This window comes from Emticicia aquatilis, assembly GCF_014644295.1.
In the GTDB taxonomy this organism is placed as follows: domain Bacteria; phylum Bacteroidota; class Bacteroidia; order Cytophagales; family Spirosomataceae; genus Emticicia; species Emticicia aquatilis.
In genome coordinates, this window is the sequence record NZ_BMKK01000006.1 from 25,228 (window position 1) to 40,396 (window position 15,169).

Annotated in this window: 13 protein-coding genes; 4 read left to right on the forward strand and 9 right to left on the reverse strand. The window is 36.1% G+C overall.

Going from position 1 to position 15,169, the window contains the following annotated elements; genetic code table 11:
• Positions 1-6: 6 nt before the first annotated feature.
• From IEX65_RS15245 to IEX65_RS15255, 3 genes are all read left to right on the forward strand, one after another.
• Positions 7-792, forward strand: coding sequence for a hypothetical protein (locus tag IEX65_RS15245; protein ID WP_188766958.1), 786 nt, complete (start codon positions 7-9; stop codon positions 790-792).
• A 167-nt stretch (positions 793-959) separates the two neighbouring features.
• Positions 960-3,713 carry a MobF family relaxase gene (gene mobF / locus IEX65_RS15250; protein ID WP_229250705.1) on the forward strand — a complete coding sequence of 918 codons (2,754 nt, stop codon included), beginning with the start codon at positions 960-962 and terminating at the stop codon, positions 3,711-3,713.
• Entirely contained in the window at positions 3,697-4,092 is a 396-nt protein-coding gene (locus tag IEX65_RS15255) for a hypothetical protein (protein ID WP_188766959.1), read from the forward strand. Before mobF ends, IEX65_RS15255 begins: the two co-directional genes overlap by 17 nt.
• A 40-nt stretch (positions 4,093-4,132) precedes the next feature.
• Here the strand turns inward: IEX65_RS15255 and IEX65_RS15260 are convergent, their stop codons facing one another.
• From IEX65_RS15260 to IEX65_RS15280, 5 genes are all read right to left on the reverse strand, one after another.
• On the reverse strand, positions 4,133-4,342 hold the full coding sequence (locus tag IEX65_RS15260) for a hypothetical protein (protein WP_188766960.1): 210 nt from the start codon (positions 4,340-4,342) through the stop codon (positions 4,133-4,135).
• A 263-nt stretch (positions 4,343-4,605) separates the two neighbouring features.
• Positions 4,606-5,562, reverse strand: coding sequence for an ArdC family protein (locus IEX65_RS15265; protein ID WP_188766961.1), 957 nt, complete (start codon positions 5,560-5,562; stop codon positions 4,606-4,608).
• Positions 5,563-5,776: 214 nt separating this feature from the next.
• Positions 5,777-6,256 carry a JAB domain-containing protein gene (locus IEX65_RS15270; protein ID WP_188766962.1) on the reverse strand — a complete coding sequence of 160 codons (480 nt, stop codon included), beginning with the start codon at positions 6,254-6,256 and terminating at the stop codon, positions 5,777-5,779.
• Between the two features lie 12 nt (positions 6,257-6,268).
• Entirely contained in the window at positions 6,269-7,183 is a 915-nt protein-coding gene (locus IEX65_RS15275) for a DUF8464 domain-containing protein (RefSeq protein WP_188766963.1), read from the reverse strand.
• Positions 7,184-7,253: 70 nt separating this feature from the next.
• Complete coding sequence (locus IEX65_RS15280) at positions 7,254-7,454, reverse strand: helix-turn-helix domain-containing protein (protein ID WP_188766964.1); 201 nt, start codon at positions 7,452-7,454, stop codon at positions 7,254-7,256.
• Positions 7,455-7,825: 371 nt separating this feature from the next.
• Here IEX65_RS15280 and IEX65_RS15285 point away from each other — a divergent pair, with 371 nt between their 5' ends.
• Positions 7,826-8,044, forward strand: coding sequence for a helix-turn-helix transcriptional regulator (locus IEX65_RS15285; protein WP_188766965.1), 219 nt, complete (start codon positions 7,826-7,828; stop codon positions 8,042-8,044).
• Between the two features lie 7 nt (positions 8,045-8,051).
• Here IEX65_RS15285 and IEX65_RS15290 read toward each other — a convergent pair whose 3' ends face one another.
• The 4 genes from IEX65_RS15290 to IEX65_RS15305 form a co-directional block, all read right to left on the reverse strand.
• Positions 8,052-9,239: a tyrosine-type recombinase/integrase gene (locus IEX65_RS15290; RefSeq protein WP_229250708.1), complete on the reverse strand. Its 1,188-nt coding sequence runs from the start codon at positions 9,237-9,239 to the stop codon at positions 8,052-8,054.
• A gap of 417 nt (positions 9,240-9,656) precedes the next feature.
• Entirely contained in the window at positions 9,657-11,594 is a 1,938-nt protein-coding gene (locus IEX65_RS15295) for an ATP-dependent helicase (RefSeq protein WP_188766967.1), read from the reverse strand.
• Positions 11,576-13,657 carry an ATP-dependent endonuclease gene (locus IEX65_RS15300; protein ID WP_188766968.1) on the reverse strand — a complete coding sequence of 694 codons (2,082 nt, stop codon included), beginning with the start codon at positions 13,655-13,657 and terminating at the stop codon, positions 11,576-11,578. The genes IEX65_RS15295 and IEX65_RS15300 overlap by 19 nt, the downstream gene beginning before the upstream one ends.
• Positions 13,658-13,970: 313 nt before the next feature.
• On the reverse strand, positions 13,971-15,008 hold the full coding sequence (locus IEX65_RS15305) for a PDDEXK nuclease domain-containing protein (protein WP_188766969.1): 1,038 nt from the start codon (positions 15,006-15,008) through the stop codon (positions 13,971-13,973).
• Between the last annotated feature and the right edge of the window lie 161 nt (positions 15,009-15,169).

Sequence of the window (15,169 nt, forward strand, 5' to 3'; positions counted from 1 at the left end):
AAGAAAATGAAAAAAAACTTGTATTATCGTTCTATTTATGGACGTAGCAACATCCTAAAAGGGACTATTCTAATCTTCTTTTATACATTCAGCTCTTATCCCAGATTATTGCTGGAGGTATTTATACGTAAAAACTTTGGTGAAAGATATTTCTCTTTCATATCGGCTATTACAATTACCATCTTTTTATCTATTTGGCCTTTTATTTCGGCGGGTATAACTCACATGCTTTCTTTTGGCGGCTATGGCAGAACTTTTGATTTTGGCGACGTTTTCCAACATTATTTTACTTGGTATCTATTTTTACTTGCATTCATGTATAAAAGTATGGAACGTAATGAAGAAATCAAACGATTGCCCTCGGTGTTTGATTTTGCTCGTTTTAGCCTATCTACTGGAGAACGCCATCCTCGTATTTTAGCCTTTAAATGGAAAGGAAAAAGTTTGGATGTGCGACAAGTTGAGACTTTAGTTGAGCCTGGTCTTTTCTTTTTTATAGGTTTATTCTTAATGCTCATTGGACAAAGAGTTGGCACTCTACTTGTTATTTCAAGTATTTTCTATTCATTAAGTTATATGGCTGCATACATGATTGGTGACCATTTTGTTATGAATAAAATTGACGAGATGATTTGTAATGAAGAGATGGTCAGTTCATTTGTTGAAGGTAGAGAACCAAGTGAAACGAGAGGTTTTTCTTTCTACGGTCGGAAACCTACTGACCCTGAAACCAGACGAAAATTAGCAGACGCATTTACTGAGGATTTTGAAGAAACTGTGTTGGCCAAATAGTTCCTAAGCAGTGCTTAGGGAAGATGTCTGATGAATATTGATTAACTGGTATAACAACATTTCTCAACACAGCCCTTAGCACTGCTTCGTTTATCCATGATACACAGTATTTAACAGCATAAGGAAACCCATCATCCAGCATTCAGTTGGTGTAAATTGCCTGTCTTATGATACGCATGATTCAAAGCAGTTCAGCCGCTCACGCCAAAGCCTATTTCTCCGATGCCTTGTCAAAGTCAGATTATTATCTGGACGACCAAGAGTTGCATGGGTATATACAAGGACTCTTGGCTACTCGGTTAGGATTAGATGGGGATGCTACTAAAGACAAATTCTTTGCCCTGTGTGAAAATGTCAATCCTCTAACAGGTGAGCCTATGACACCTCGAACAAAGGACGACCGCACGACAGGTTACGACATTAATTTTCACTGCCCAAAATCGGTATCTGTCCTCCATGCTTTGGCAAAAGATGAGCATATTTTGAAAGCCTTTCAAGAGTGTGTCAATCAAACCATGCAGGATATTGAGCGAGATAGTAAAACCCGAATTCGCAAGGGCGGTCAATATGACGAACGAGATACAGCGGAATTACTGTGGGCGAACTTCATCCACCAAACGGCAAGACCTGTGGATGGGGCTTTACCAGACCCGCATCTTCATGCTCACTGTTTTGTCTTCAATGCCACTTGGGATGAACATGAAAAGCAAATCAAGGCAGGGCAATTTCGAGACATTAAAAGAGATATGCCCTATTACCAAACCCGTTTTCATAAACGGCTATCAGACCAACTGATTGAGTTAGGCTATCAGATACGCCAAACCGAAACCTCATTTGAGGTCAAAGGAGTACCTCAAAAAGTCATTGAATTATTCTCTAAACGCACGGATGAAATTGGGCGTGTGGCCAAAGAAAAAGGAATTACAGATATTAAGGAACTGAGTGAGTTGGGGGCAAGAACTCGTTCAAAAAAACAAAAAGGCCATTCGATGAATGAGTTAAAGGCAGAATGGCGAAAACAAATCCATAAATTAGGAGAAGATAAAGACGGTGCAGGGCAACAAGTTGTGCGGTTTGCTCCTGATAAAGAAGCAAAAGAACTTCTCCCTAAGCACTGCGTTGATTATGCCTTACTACATGGTTTTGAACGAGCCTCTGTTTTACAAGACCGCCGTTTATTGGCGGCTGCCTATCGGCATAGTTTGGGTAATAACCATATTTCATTAGATAATATCACCCATAGCTTTAATGACGACAAACGCCTTATCCATGTGAAAGAAAAGGGTCGAATACTCACAACAACTAAACAAGTATTGCTTGAAGAAAAGCACATGGTTAGGCTTGCCCAACAAGGGCAGGGTAAGTTAAAGCCAATTTACACAAAGCCTCCCGAACTCAAGCTGGAGGGACAACAAGCCGAAGCTATTAAACATGTATTGACTACGCCTCACCGTGTGTCAATTATTCGTGGGGCGGCAGGGTCTGGGAAGACCACGCTGATGCGTGAAGCCGTTTCATGGATAGAGAAGGCGGGTAAAACCGTTACGGTCGTAGCCCCTACTTCTGAGGCTTCTCGTGGCGTTTTGCGTCAAGAAGGCTTTGAAAATGCAGAAACCGTTGCCCAACTTTTGACGGATAAAAAAATGCAAGAGAATTTAACAAATCAAGTGCTTTGGGTAGATGAGGCAGGTTTACTTGGTACAAAAGATATGACACAACTCCTTGAACTTGCTACACAGAAAAACGCTCGTCTGATTTTAGGAGGCGATACTCGACAGCATTCAAGTGTCATTAGAGGTGATGCCTTGCGAATTCTTAACACGGTGGGTGGTATTAAAACGGCGGAAGTAAATAAAATTTACCGTCAACGCAATGAGCAATACCGATCGGCAGTAGAAGATTTATCTAAGGGTAGTGTTAGTAGTGCCTTTGAGAAATTGAATAATATGGGGTCAATCAAGACAATTGACCCGCAAAAACCCAACGAAGCATTAGTCAATGACTATGTAGCGGTTATTAAAGATAAAAAGACAGCATTGATAGTGTCCCCAACCCACCAGCAAAGCGATGAGGTAACTGATACTATACGCAGTAAACTAAAAACTGATGGCTTAATTGGTAAGAAAGAAATCTCGGCCTCTCGTCTGATTAATCAAAATTTGACGGAAGCTCAAAAAGGAGATTGGCGAAATTTTAAAGAAGGGCAAGTCATTCAGTTTAACCAAAATATGCCAAAAATTAAGCGTGGCAGTATATGGACTGTCGAAAGTGCCTCTGAAAATGGTATTATCATTCAAAATAATCAGCAACAATCTATGCTTTTACCCGTGCAAAAAAGTAGTGATTTTGACCTGTATCAAAAGAGTGTCATTCAATTAACCAAAGGCGATATAATCAGAATTACCCGTAATGGATTTGATACAGAGAAAAATCGGCTGAATAATAGTCAAATTTTAGAGGTTACATCTGTAAGTAAAAAGGGAGAGATTCACCTACGAAATACGGTTAGTAAAGCTGCTTACAAACTTAATCAAGATTATGGGCATCTTGCTCACGCTTATTGTGTAACCTCTTATGCTTCCCAAGGTAAGACGGTTGATGAAGTGTTTATCTCGCAACCCGCTTCCACTTTTCCAGCCACAGATGCCAAACAATTCTATGTTTCTGTCTCTCGTGGGCGTAATAATGCCCGAATTTATACGGATGACAAAAACCAGCTACTGGATTATGCGTCTGAGCTTGGGGATAGGAAATCGGCTATTGAACTGGTAAAGGGAAAAAGCCTTGTTCCAGAAATGATTCATCAACGCATTCGTGAAGAAAGAAATCAAGTTCTTACTCCATCACCACAAAAGGATAAAAGCAAAAACATACAACAATCTTCACCTATAAAAGATAATACGTATGAGCCACGGATTTAAACTTAGATTTGATGAAATGCGTGAAAGCGACCCAACAAATTTGGATGCGACACAAAAAAACGAAACCGATGATTTCTATCAAAATTTAGGTCATGCTCGTAATATCTGTTTCATTTGGTCAGATGAAAGGCGTATGTTTCTTAACTATGCTTATCTGATTGCTGGTGAATTTAATCCCAACAATGAAAAAAACCTTATTAAGCTTATTTTTTCATCACATACCGTTTTATTACATGGGTATCATTTAGAAACATTATATACCGCTTTACTCGACCACTTGCCTCGCTTTATTAGAGAGGTTGATGCAAGATATGCCTTGAGCGATGAGTCAAAAGAGGGAATAGTCATTGAAATAATTATTGAGAAGAAAGAAACATAATAAAAGTTGGGGTAGGTTTTTACCTACCCCAACTAAGATTTTATTCGGCCTTAGCTCTATTCTTACGAACTACCATTGAAACGGTTTCTCCAAGAATATTTAAAGAAAGATTTAATCCTTCTTCATCACCATGCTCCCAAGCGGCACCTACTTTAATCCACTCAGGCTTTTCTGCACCTGTTTTTAGTTTTGTAATGTAGATGTTATGTGTTGGTTTCTTAGTAGTGTTTTCATTTGAGTTATTCATCATTCAATCTCCTTTGTTTGTTGTTGATGACGGAAGCAAACAAAACCCGTAAAGATTGTGAAAAGCTCCCCAAAGTAAAAAATGAGGTTTGTCGTCTATTTTTTGCGAAGTCGTTAGAGATTTTTTTATGCAAGAAAAAAGAAGGGATAAGCGTATGCACAACTGTCGGGTTAAGCTGACAGCACCAATCGACTGTCATACAAAGGTGTTTGGTAATTGAGTAAATCAAAGGCTAAAACCAACCCAATAGTATATAGCTTGCAACGCTAAGAGCATTGCAAGGAGTGAATATATTCAACGGCCTTTTGGGCATGAGATGCTGCTGAGAAGATAAAATGTTTATCATTCTGTAAAACTGTGAGCCACGATTGAACATAGGCGGCATGTTTTTCGTCGGGCATAGGTTCAAAACCAAGGTCAGATGCAAGGAAACACGCTCCTAATTCAGCAACTAATTCCTCTTTGGCATAGCCTTCATCACCATATTGTTTGCGACCCATATTGCGATCTAAACGTTTGGGATGTTTTGTCCAATGGGTTAACTCATGGGCTAAGACAGCATAGTAGCTTGCTGCATTTTCAAAACTTTCAAAAGGAGGCATTTGAATACGGTCAGCACTTTGAGAATAAGAGGCTTCATAGCCTGTGTAAATATCAGCCTTGGTTTGTGTAAAAAACTCTTCTAAGGCTGCAATGCGTTGTTCCTTATTGGTTGTAACGGCTGGTGGCATTGTATAGTAAGCCTCTGGCAATCCGTCAATTTGTGCCACATTGAAGACAGTGTATGATTTTAAAAATGGAATTTTACTGGTATTGGTTTGACCATCAGGCTGTTGCTCTTCTTTAATAATATGGTCAGCATAAACAATTTGTTCGCCTTTTTCACCTTTGCGAACGGAGGCTTTCATGTCGCTTGCTTGCTTAAAAGTCATCCAGTAGGGTAAATTATAGCCTTTTTCGGCGGCAGTTCCCCAAAGTACAAGTGTATTGATACCTGTATAGGGAATATCATTCCAGCGAAGTGGCCGCAAAATACGACCTTGCATGTTGTCGGAATTCCAAGGTTTTCGCCATGTGAGATTGCCTTTTTCTAAATCACTCACAATCTTATTGGTGATACGAGTATAAATATCCGTTTGGGGTAAAGTATCTGGTTTCAATTGAGCCTCCTTTGAAACAGGTTGAGAAAGATGTCTTTTATTTTTGGGGCTTACTCTATTCATTTTTAATTCTCCAAAATCAGGGTAACGGGGAGGGAATAACCAGACGTTTTAAGCGAATAAACCAGCAAAAATTTTGGTAGGGCGAGGAATGTGGCACACAGGAGAAAATTATTGTTGGTGGCATGAGTGGCGTCTGGTACATCACCGTCTCAAACCCTTACTTTTGGATTACAACAATGATAAATGTCGCCAAAACTACATTCACAACTTTTAATCATGAAGGTTTGGGCATGATTCCGTTGTCACTAAACGAATAATAATCTTGTGTCGTAACAATAAGATGGTCGATTATCGAAATATCCAATAGATTTCCTGCCTTCACTAATTTATTGGTCATTGATAGGTCAGCCTCACTGGGTTTTAAACCTCCGCTGGGGTGGTTATGTGCCAAAATCAGACCGCTTGACTTTGTTTTTAAAGCAATGGCGAAGATAACCCTTGGGTCAACAACGCAAGCACTCATGCCACCTGTGGCAATTTCTGATATGCCCAAACAATGGCTACTACGGTCTATGAGTAAGATTTTAAATTGTTCCAGTAGTTCTATTTTATTTTCATCCCATGTTTGCCGAAAAACTTGATAGGCCGTTGATGACTGTTTGATGCTAATCCTATCCTGAATGGGTGTTGGATTACGATAGATAATTTCAACTTCATTTACTTTGAACAAAGATTGTAGTGAGTTAGCAGACATGGATTGCCTCTTTTACAATGACAAATTGAGTTGAGACATGTGCCACGCATTTACATCTTTGTGTGGAGCATAAACATTATTCATTATTTTATGGGTGATACCTTCTTGCGTTTTAAAAAATTCGGCCAGCATAACTGTGGCATTTTCACCAGCATGGTCATTATCCATCCAAGTATATGCGGTCTCATAACCATAATTTCTGATGTAGGGATTTATCTGTCTCAAACAAGATAGGGAGTTCAGAATGATAGCATCATCCTGAAAGAATTGCCCTTTTAAATCACAAGCAACTGACAAATAATCAAACAGACCTTCAAAAATATGAATACCTTGCGGTTTCGATATTTTCCCTCGTATAAATGATATAGCTTTAGTTCGCAAGCAACCTTTAAAAAAAGGATTTCGCAACTCAAAACCGCCTTCTTCATTAGGCAAACCAAGTGTAAAGAATTTTTTACCCGTGTCTTTGTTGTAAACATGAAGCTCCTTGAGGTATTTTTGAGCAATGAATAATGGAATACCTCTTTTTTCAAGATAATTAATCAATCCGAGGTGTTGAATGGATCTGCTATTTTTTAAGATTAATGCGAAGTCTTTTTCTACCGCTTGAGGTATTTTTGGGTGAAAGTTTAATAGCTCCACACTATTATCGCACATATTTCTAATCCAACGTAGTGCATCTGACTTTGTATTTTCTTCCTTGTGGTGTTTGAGGTAGGCACAAATAAAATCTACTAAATCGCCACCCATTGCTTCCCCGAAGTCGTACCAACGGTTTTTGTACAAATCAACTTGGAAACTTGGTGTTCTCTCTTGTCGGAATGGCGAAAAATACCAAGCGTTATTCTTATTTATCTTGTGGGGGTGAATGCTTAGCTTGGTTAGGATTTCGCACATAGAAATCTTATTAGCCTCATGAATATTCATGATTGCTCCTCTGAAAAACTCAAATGTTAGGAAGAAAGAATTTTAACTATATTTTTCTTTCAAGGCGGTTCTATGAACTGAGACGTTCTTCTATAAACTTCTCCAAATCTAACAAGCGATAACGCACGGCTCTTCCTACTTTTATGTAACGCAAATTATATTTCTTTGTACAAGCCCAAACCGCCAAAGTATTAGGAGAAAGACCGAGATATTTAGCGGCACTCTTGCGGTCAAGGACTTGAGGATAGTTGTGAGGTGTCTTAGAAAGCATGCAGAAAAATCCTTTCAGGAAATAACATCTATAATGAACAAAAGATAACAATGCCCGTGTTACGGGAACAATCACTAAGAGATTGCATCATCGTTTGTCAATTTAATTTACCTTTTGTAAATAAAGAATAACTTCCATTAATTAGTATGCCCCAACCCAAAAATAATCTGCTTAAAAATTATGTCGTAATCAGCGGATAATATTTAGTGAATCGTACAGAATCAGTAGTTTTCACAACTAACATAGGTTTATTCCGCTTCTCCTTTATATCCTCAACTATATTTACTTGCATTTTTTAAGACTCAGCTAAAGAAATCGTTTAGTTGAAGTAAATACGCTTACTTAAAACTGTTTCTAACATGAGGTTTAAAATGAATAACTTTTCTATTGAGACAAATGTACCAACAGGCTTTCTAAGATTGGAACAGGTTTTAAAACTTATTCCTGTCAGTAAGGCCACATGGTGGAGTGGATGTAAGACGGGGCAGTTCCCAAAACCATTTAAACTCGCACCTCGTATTACAGCGTGGAGGGTAAGCGATATTCAAAGCTGTATAGAAAATTTCAGACCTGCAAAAGACACCTTTTAGTAAATGCTTATTTTTGAAGTGCGTCAATATAGTCTGCCCACTCTTGCATCATCTTCGTTCGTTCGGAAATAAACTTTGCTCGGTCATAGGCTTGGTCAATTTTATTTTTTGGCTGATGGGCTAATTGGCGGTCAACTACTTCATGGCGATAGTTCAATTTTTCTTTAATTGTGGACATCGCTAAAGCCCGAAACCCGTGGCCAGTCATTATTTTATGATAACCAAGACGGGATAAACCAGATAGAATAGTATTATTGCTTATCGGTTTATCATGGCGAACAATGCTGGGTAAAATATATTCTGACTTCCCAAATACTTGCTTTAGCTCTTCCAATAGCTCTAACACTTGTTTTGAAAGTGGTACAAAATGAGGCAATCTCATTTTCATACGCTCGGCTGGAATATTCCATTCGGCTTTTTCAAGGTTAAATTCTTTCCATGTGGCATTTGTCAATTCACTGGTGCGAACAAATGTCAACATAATAAGTTTAATCGCAATAATGGTTTGTTTAAATAAACGGGCATCATTTTTATTAATGGTCTTTAAAAGTTGCGGTAATTCATCTGAATCAATGGCCGCATAATGACCTTTCTTATATTTTTTCAAAGCCCCTTTTAGGTCAACAGTAATATCCCGTTCTGCTCGCCCTGTAATAACAGCATACCGCATCACTTGCCCCATCATTTGTAATATGCGGCGAGCCATTTCATTCGCTTCTCGTTCTTCTACCTTTCGGAGACACGTAAGCAAATCTTGTATTGTAATTTTAGCAATGGGATAATTGCCAATTTCACTAAATACATTCTGTTTTAATCGACTCAGAATGTGTTTTGCATGATTAGGCGACCATGTACTGAGGTTGTATTCATACCATTCGGTAGCAACCAGTTCAAATGTTTGGGTTTGCTTAAAACGAGCCTGTTTCTTTTGTTCCTGCTTTTCTCGTGCTGGGTCAATGCCAGTGGCCAGTTTCTCTTTGGCTTGGTCTCGCTTTTCACGGGCTATAATTAAAGTTACTTTTGGGTATTCTCCAATGGTCAAAAGCTTTTCTTTGCCATATATTTTATACTTTAAACGCCATATCTTTTTGCCAGTTACTTTTACATCAAGGTAAAGACCACCAGAATCGTGTAAGCGATAAGCCTTATCTTTCGGTTTCGCATGTCGGCAATCTAAATCGCATAAACCGCTCATTATGTCCTCCAAAGTGGGGTATTTTCTTTGAGGGTATAAAAAATACCCCATTTCATACCCCAAAAACCACTAAATTTATTCAGATTAACTTGTGTCTGATTAGACGATTATAACAGCAAAAGCCTTGTAAATCAAGGCTTTCTTAGACTTCTTTGGACTTGTTGAGATGAAATATTGGTGGCTGGAGAGGGATTCTAAATAAGCTATTAAAGTATTGTTTTGATTTTGTTTTTTGTGTTAATTTTTTTAAGATACCCCATAAAATACCCTTTTAGATTTTAGACATTATTAGATTACTTTAGCACCTTGGTGTCTGTTAAAGTCCATGCTATTCTTATCATATTAGGATTTCTATTTACTACTCTATATTCCATTAAATAAGTAAATCTCAAAAATGTTAGCTTCTCATATGCTTTATTAGTTCAACTCAATCACATTATCATTGCCAAACCATACTTTAGCTTTTGCTATTACCTGTGCGTTAGGATTATGAAAGAAAACCGCTAAATTCTCTTTGGCCCTTGTACAACAAACATAAAATATCTTTTGAGTTCTATCTAATACAGTTGGCGAGCCTGTTTCTAAGAAAAGGTTGCCGAAATTATAATTGTTCCAACCTCCATTATCAAGAATAACTAATACATTATCAAATTCAGATCCTTTTGTTTTATGCTGTGTAGAAAACGGTGTTTGACCTTCCAAATATTCATATAGTTTTTGAAATTCACTAAACCTGACATTTTTAACACGATTATATAAATATTCTTTCTTCTCTTTAAAATTAACGAGCTTATCATTAATCATACATATACCCTTTTCGTTGGCATCAATAATTATTTCTTCTATGGTTTTATCGCCAACATCTACAAGATTATCAATATTTTCTTTAAGAATTCTCTTGCTTGCGATACTTGTTATTTTAAAACGATAGTCTGTTGCCCTTAGAAACTCGTTGTACCTTTTACTTTTATACAGAGAAATATTATTTTGGATTTTAAACAAATGTTTTATCAAGTTATCTCTTTTTGAACCTTTCTTGTTTTCATCATCCTCGTCTTGCTTTTTATCATCAAGCAATTGGTCTTTATCAACATACATTTTGGAAAAATCAGAATATTTTAGAGATTTAGCATAATTGTACAATTCGGTATTCCCATCAATAAAAACCTGCATTGTGTTTGTAGGGCGAACTGTGTTTAATTCTCTACCACCTTTTCCTTGCTGCAATGCTTCAACTACTTCTCCAAATGTATTTTCAGAAAAGTCAGTAGCAATATTGTTTTCTTTAATATGCTTCTTAATTCTATCTTTATAACTTAATATCTGGTCTTTATTATAAATATCCATCAAGGTTCTAAAACCCGCTTTGTCGGCTATTAAATTGTGAGTAAGATTAAGTTCTTTTGTTTGCTTTAAATTACTAAAATCCCAAGCATGATTAGCTACCAAAAACTCTTCAACCTTTTTAATATTGCCATCAGTAGAATATAAGAATAGTACAGTGCCTTGCTTTACTACACCATTAAACATATTGGGTGCATTGGGATCTGTAGAAGGTTCTTGTGTGATGCCATCAGTCCGAAGTTTATTGGCTAAATCGATAACAAGCTGAGGATTTCTTCTATTTTGTTTCTTTGGAATTTCGTTTACAGTATCTGCATAGTCTCCTTTGTATTCATCTAAATTTCCAATCCCATCATCGTAAATAGATTGCATCGCATCACCAAAGAATCCAATAATATTTTTTCTTTCGCTTTTCTTGAAGTGAGTGAGAAAAATATCAATAACAGCTTTATTCGTATCTTGATATTCATCAATAAAAATAAACTGGTATTTATGCTTTATTATACTGCTAAGTTTTGGATATTTTTCAAAAAGATAGTTTGCAACAATAAGTAACTCATCGTGAGAAATGATTCCTTCACGCAATCGTAAAAACTCTTTATATTGTATTCCGTCTATTAAAGTATTAAAATAGCTTTTGGGAATAGGATTTGCCTCATCAATTGAAATTCCACTAACATTCTCATTATTGGCTAACGAAATAATTGCTTCTTTAAGCTCCTTTTGAAAGTGCTTTATATTATCCCATAAAAAGTCGTGAATTGTAGATACATTAAGGTTCTTATGGTTTACTCTTTCTTCAATTTCTTTTACTGCTGCATTGGTGTATGTCATACAGGCTACTTTTGCTGTTGGATTTTCAGCAATTACCTGTCGAATAACACTTACCAACGAATAGGTTTTACCACTTCCTGCACCACCACTCAAAAGAAAGTTTCTTCCTTCGTCAATTAATTGAAGTATTTGCTGTACTTCGGGTTCTAAATTTGTATTTAATCTTGCTTCAACCATAATAAACCATTTTTGATATATGCAGGAATATTCCAGTTACTAAAGTCCTTATCGCTATGATATAGTATATCCAATGCGAAATGCGTTTTCTTTTTTATACACGAACCTGCTAATACATAAGCATTATTGGCAACTTCATCAAATAACTTTCTATTTTGTAGTCCCTGAAATTCATCTTTTTTACCGTTTATAAATGCACGGTTAATATGAATAAAAGCATCCTCGAAACTTCTTGCGTGATAGGCATTTTCTTCCTGTTGATAGCAAATGCAAACCGTACAACTGCCAATAATAATTATCCTATTGCCAACAGGTAATGTTTTTAAGTCATTCCAAACAACTGTACTCAAAAAATAGTTAATTGCAGAATTGCTTGTTTTAGTACCTTCATCAACAGGACAAGCTCCCCAAACGTCTTGCCCTTTATCGTCTTGTTTTACAACTTTGATGGCATCAATATCAGTTAATATCAAAGACTTAATCCCTAAAAATTCTATAAATTTCTCAAAGATTTGTGAATATGCCCCGACTTCGATAATTGATATGTTTTGAGATAATAGTGGAAGAAAAGTGTCTTCTTTACCCTCTGCTTTTAGACGATCTGCTTCTTCTAAATCAACTTTTCGCATAAAAGTTGGTATTAATATTCTTTCCGTATCTCCCTCTATCAAAACAGCTTTATCGGCAAAGAAAATTTCAGCTCTACTGATAGTTAAATACTGTTTTAGAAATTGATATTGACTTGGGTCGGCATCATATTGTTTTCTCAAATCGGAAAGATTTTTTGCAACAACATTATTCTTATTTTCTGCTTTCAAATATTTAATGTCATCAAAATCACTGTCTGCAACAATGTGTGATGAGTGTGTCGTAATTATATATTGTAGGGGTCTATTTATTCCATCATCTCTCTTTATACCTTCGGCAAGTAATTTCTTAATATTTTTAATAAAGACATACTGCATTTGGGGGTGTGTATGTGCTTCGGGTTCTTCTATGATGAGTAGATTTATATCTGCTGGCTTTTTGTCCTTATCCCGTTTGAAATCCTGAACAAGAATTTCAATTTCAAAAATCATGCTTATAAGGTTCATATAACCTAAGCCATTATAATGTTCTGGCAACTTATGGTCATCGTGCGTATATATTACGGTGGTGTTTCCTTCAAGTAATTCCCGATGTTGCAATGTTGAAATTATTGCGATGTCAGTATCATTCAGTTTTATTCCTCCAAAATCTTGGACTTTTTTAATTACATCGCTGAATAGGTCTTTGTATATATCGCTTAATGTATTATCGGTTTCTGAAAGTTGATCTTTAAAGTTTTCAGTAGCTTGATTTTGGTCACTATTGTCTTCTTTCTTTTTGTGAAGACTGGATGTTTGTTTAGATAGTGTGTTTTCTTTTTCTTTATTAGTTACATCTCTCCTTGCACTAATATATCTGAAATCAATTATATTTTTAATACTAATACCCTCTTTTTCGAGATCAATAAAGTTATTATTATTGATTGTCTCAGTAGCTATATCATACTCAAAAGACATCTTATAAATGTGAAAATATTTGCCTAACTCTTGCTTTAAGAATTCTTTCAATTCTCTTGGTTTGCTTTTCTTTTTATTAGCCACCTTTGTTATTTCACTTACGACAAAAGCAGCATAATCTGTTCTGATTTTCAGAAAATCACTATAGGCTAATGTATATTCAAACCCTAATACAATTTTATTGTTATTAGGGTCTAAATCCATCAATACTCTACTAACATTTGACAAATCATCTTTATCATTATATTCAATAAATATCTTTAGTTTAATGCCTTTTGGTGGAAATTCGTCAGGAACATCAAGGGCATTAATTAATCTTTCTAAATCGTTTTTAAAACCTATATTGAAGTCGTCGTAAGTAAACTTATTTTTCTCATTCAAGAATTTATCAAGAACTGAAAGAATTGAAGTTTTTCCTGTATTATTCTTTCCAATAACTAAGGAAAGCTCTTCTTCAATATCAATTGAAAAATCTTTTAAAAGTCTAAAATTCTCTATTTCTATTTTATATATTCTCATCTTAATAGTTTGTGGGTTCTTTTAGATAAATGGTTTGCAGCTTGGCGATGTGATAGATTTTAGCATTAGCCCTCATTAAAATCAATAATGTTCATTTTACTAAGAATACTTTATAGAAGCATTTCAGCATTGCTACACAAAAAGGATTATAATTAGGCTGGTAACATTCCGCCTTTTCTATAATTTTTTGTGGTATTTTTTTGAAGATGCCCCATAAACACCCTTGTGGGTGTTAGACTCTATATTAGATTACTGTAAAATTATTATCATTTGTAATTTAATTCAAGGTAAGTAAGCTATTTTTCGGTTTACCTTACTTGTCCTTCTCTTTAGTTGCTATTTGGTTACGTGCTATTTCAATAGCATTTTGTAATTTTTGATGCAAAATATCCTTTGGTATTTGTTTTGTAATGTACTCAGCTACTCTAATATCAGATTGTTCTATTTCGAGTAACTCAAGGTGTTCTTGATTTTTTTCTGCACACAAAATCAAGCCGATGGGTGGATTTTCGCCCTCCATCAATTCATATTTTTTCAGCCATTTCAAATACACTTCCATTTGTCCTTTATACGCTGCTTTAAACGCTCCCAATTTCAAGTCTATCGCAACCAATCGGCGTAAGCGTCTATGATAAAAAAGCAAATCAATATAATAATCGGTGTGATCAATTGTAATACGTTTTTGACGGGCTAAAAAAGCAAAATCCGAGCCTATTTCTATGATAAATGATTGTAGTTCTGCCAAAATAGAGGCTTCTAAGTCTTTTTCGGAATAAGTATCTTTCAGGTTCAAGAAGTCTAAAAAAATAGGGTCTCTAAAAACCAAGTCGGGGCTGGGCGATTCCCCTTTACTAAGCTGTATCAACTCTTGCTTGATAGTTTCTTCGGGTTTTCGGCTAATGGCCGTTCTTTCAAAAAGCATCGAATTAACTTTATCTTGGAGTGTTCTAACGCTCCAGCGTTCCAAACGGCACATCTCCATGTAAAACTGCCTTTGAAGGTCGTCTTTAAGATAAATCAGTATGCGTAAATGTGTCCATGTGAATTGTCCACTCACTGCGTGGACAATTTGAATATCCTCAAAAATTTCGGCAAATTTGATAAAATTTAACAAGTTTGTTCGGTTAAATCCTTTGCCATACGCCAACGTCAATTCATCACTTAGGGATTTAATTACCTGCTTGCCGTATTCTGCTCGTTGGTCTTGCAGTATAGATTGATTGATACGCTTGCCAATATGCCAAAAAAGCAAGGTCATTTCGGAATTAATCGAAACAGCTACTCGCTGTTTGGCTTGCTCAATCAAACTTTTTATATCTATTAAAAGTGTATTTTTGCTTAGTTGTGTCATAGAATTACCCTTGTTAAGGTTTTACGGATAGGTTCGCCCGAATGAGTAGGATCAAATAATATCATAATTTCTCTTTTTAGTTAATGTGAGGTGTTTTTTACATACCTGTATTTAGGGTGTCTTAACATCACAGCAACGTAACACAAATATAACATGAAGCG

Excerpts from the sequence above, each read along its gene's own strand:
- IEX65_RS15245 (WP_188766958.1), top strand. The coding sequence starts at position 7 with ATGAAAAAAAACTTGTATTATCGTTCTATTTATGGACGTAGCAACATC.
- mobF (WP_229250705.1), top strand. The coding sequence starts at position 960 with ATGATACGCATGATTCAAAGCAGTTCAGCCGCTCACGCCAAAGCCTAT.
- IEX65_RS15255 (WP_188766959.1), top strand. The coding sequence starts at position 3,697 with ATGAGCCACGGATTTAAACTTAGATTTGATGAAATGCGTGAAAGCGAC.
- IEX65_RS15260 (WP_188766960.1), bottom strand. The coding sequence starts at position 4,342 with ATGATGAATAACTCAAATGAAAACACTACTAAGAAACCAACACATAAC.
- IEX65_RS15265 (WP_188766961.1), bottom strand. The coding sequence starts at position 5,562 with ATGAATAGAGTAAGCCCCAAAAATAAAAGACATCTTTCTCAACCTGTT.
- IEX65_RS15270 (WP_188766962.1), bottom strand. The coding sequence starts at position 6,256 with ATGTCTGCTAACTCACTACAATCTTTGTTCAAAGTAAATGAAGTTGAA.
- IEX65_RS15275 (WP_188766963.1), bottom strand. The coding sequence starts at position 7,183 with ATGAATATTCATGAGGCTAATAAGATTTCTATGTGCGAAATCCTAACC.
- IEX65_RS15280 (WP_188766964.1), bottom strand. The coding sequence starts at position 7,454 with ATGCTTTCTAAGACACCTCACAACTATCCTCAAGTCCTTGACCGCAAG.
- IEX65_RS15285 (WP_188766965.1), top strand. The coding sequence starts at position 7,826 with ATGAATAACTTTTCTATTGAGACAAATGTACCAACAGGCTTTCTAAGA.
- IEX65_RS15290 (WP_229250708.1), bottom strand. The coding sequence starts at position 9,239 with ATGAGCGGTTTATGCGATTTAGATTGCCGACATGCGAAACCGAAAGAT.
- IEX65_RS15295 (WP_188766967.1), bottom strand. The coding sequence starts at position 11,594 with ATGGTTGAAGCAAGATTAAATACAAATTTAGAACCCGAAGTACAGCAA.
- IEX65_RS15300 (WP_188766968.1), bottom strand. The coding sequence starts at position 13,657 with ATGAGAATATATAAAATAGAAATAGAGAATTTTAGACTTTTAAAAGAT.
- IEX65_RS15305 (WP_188766969.1), bottom strand. The coding sequence starts at position 15,008 with ATGACACAACTAAGCAAAAATACACTTTTAATAGATATAAAAAGTTTG.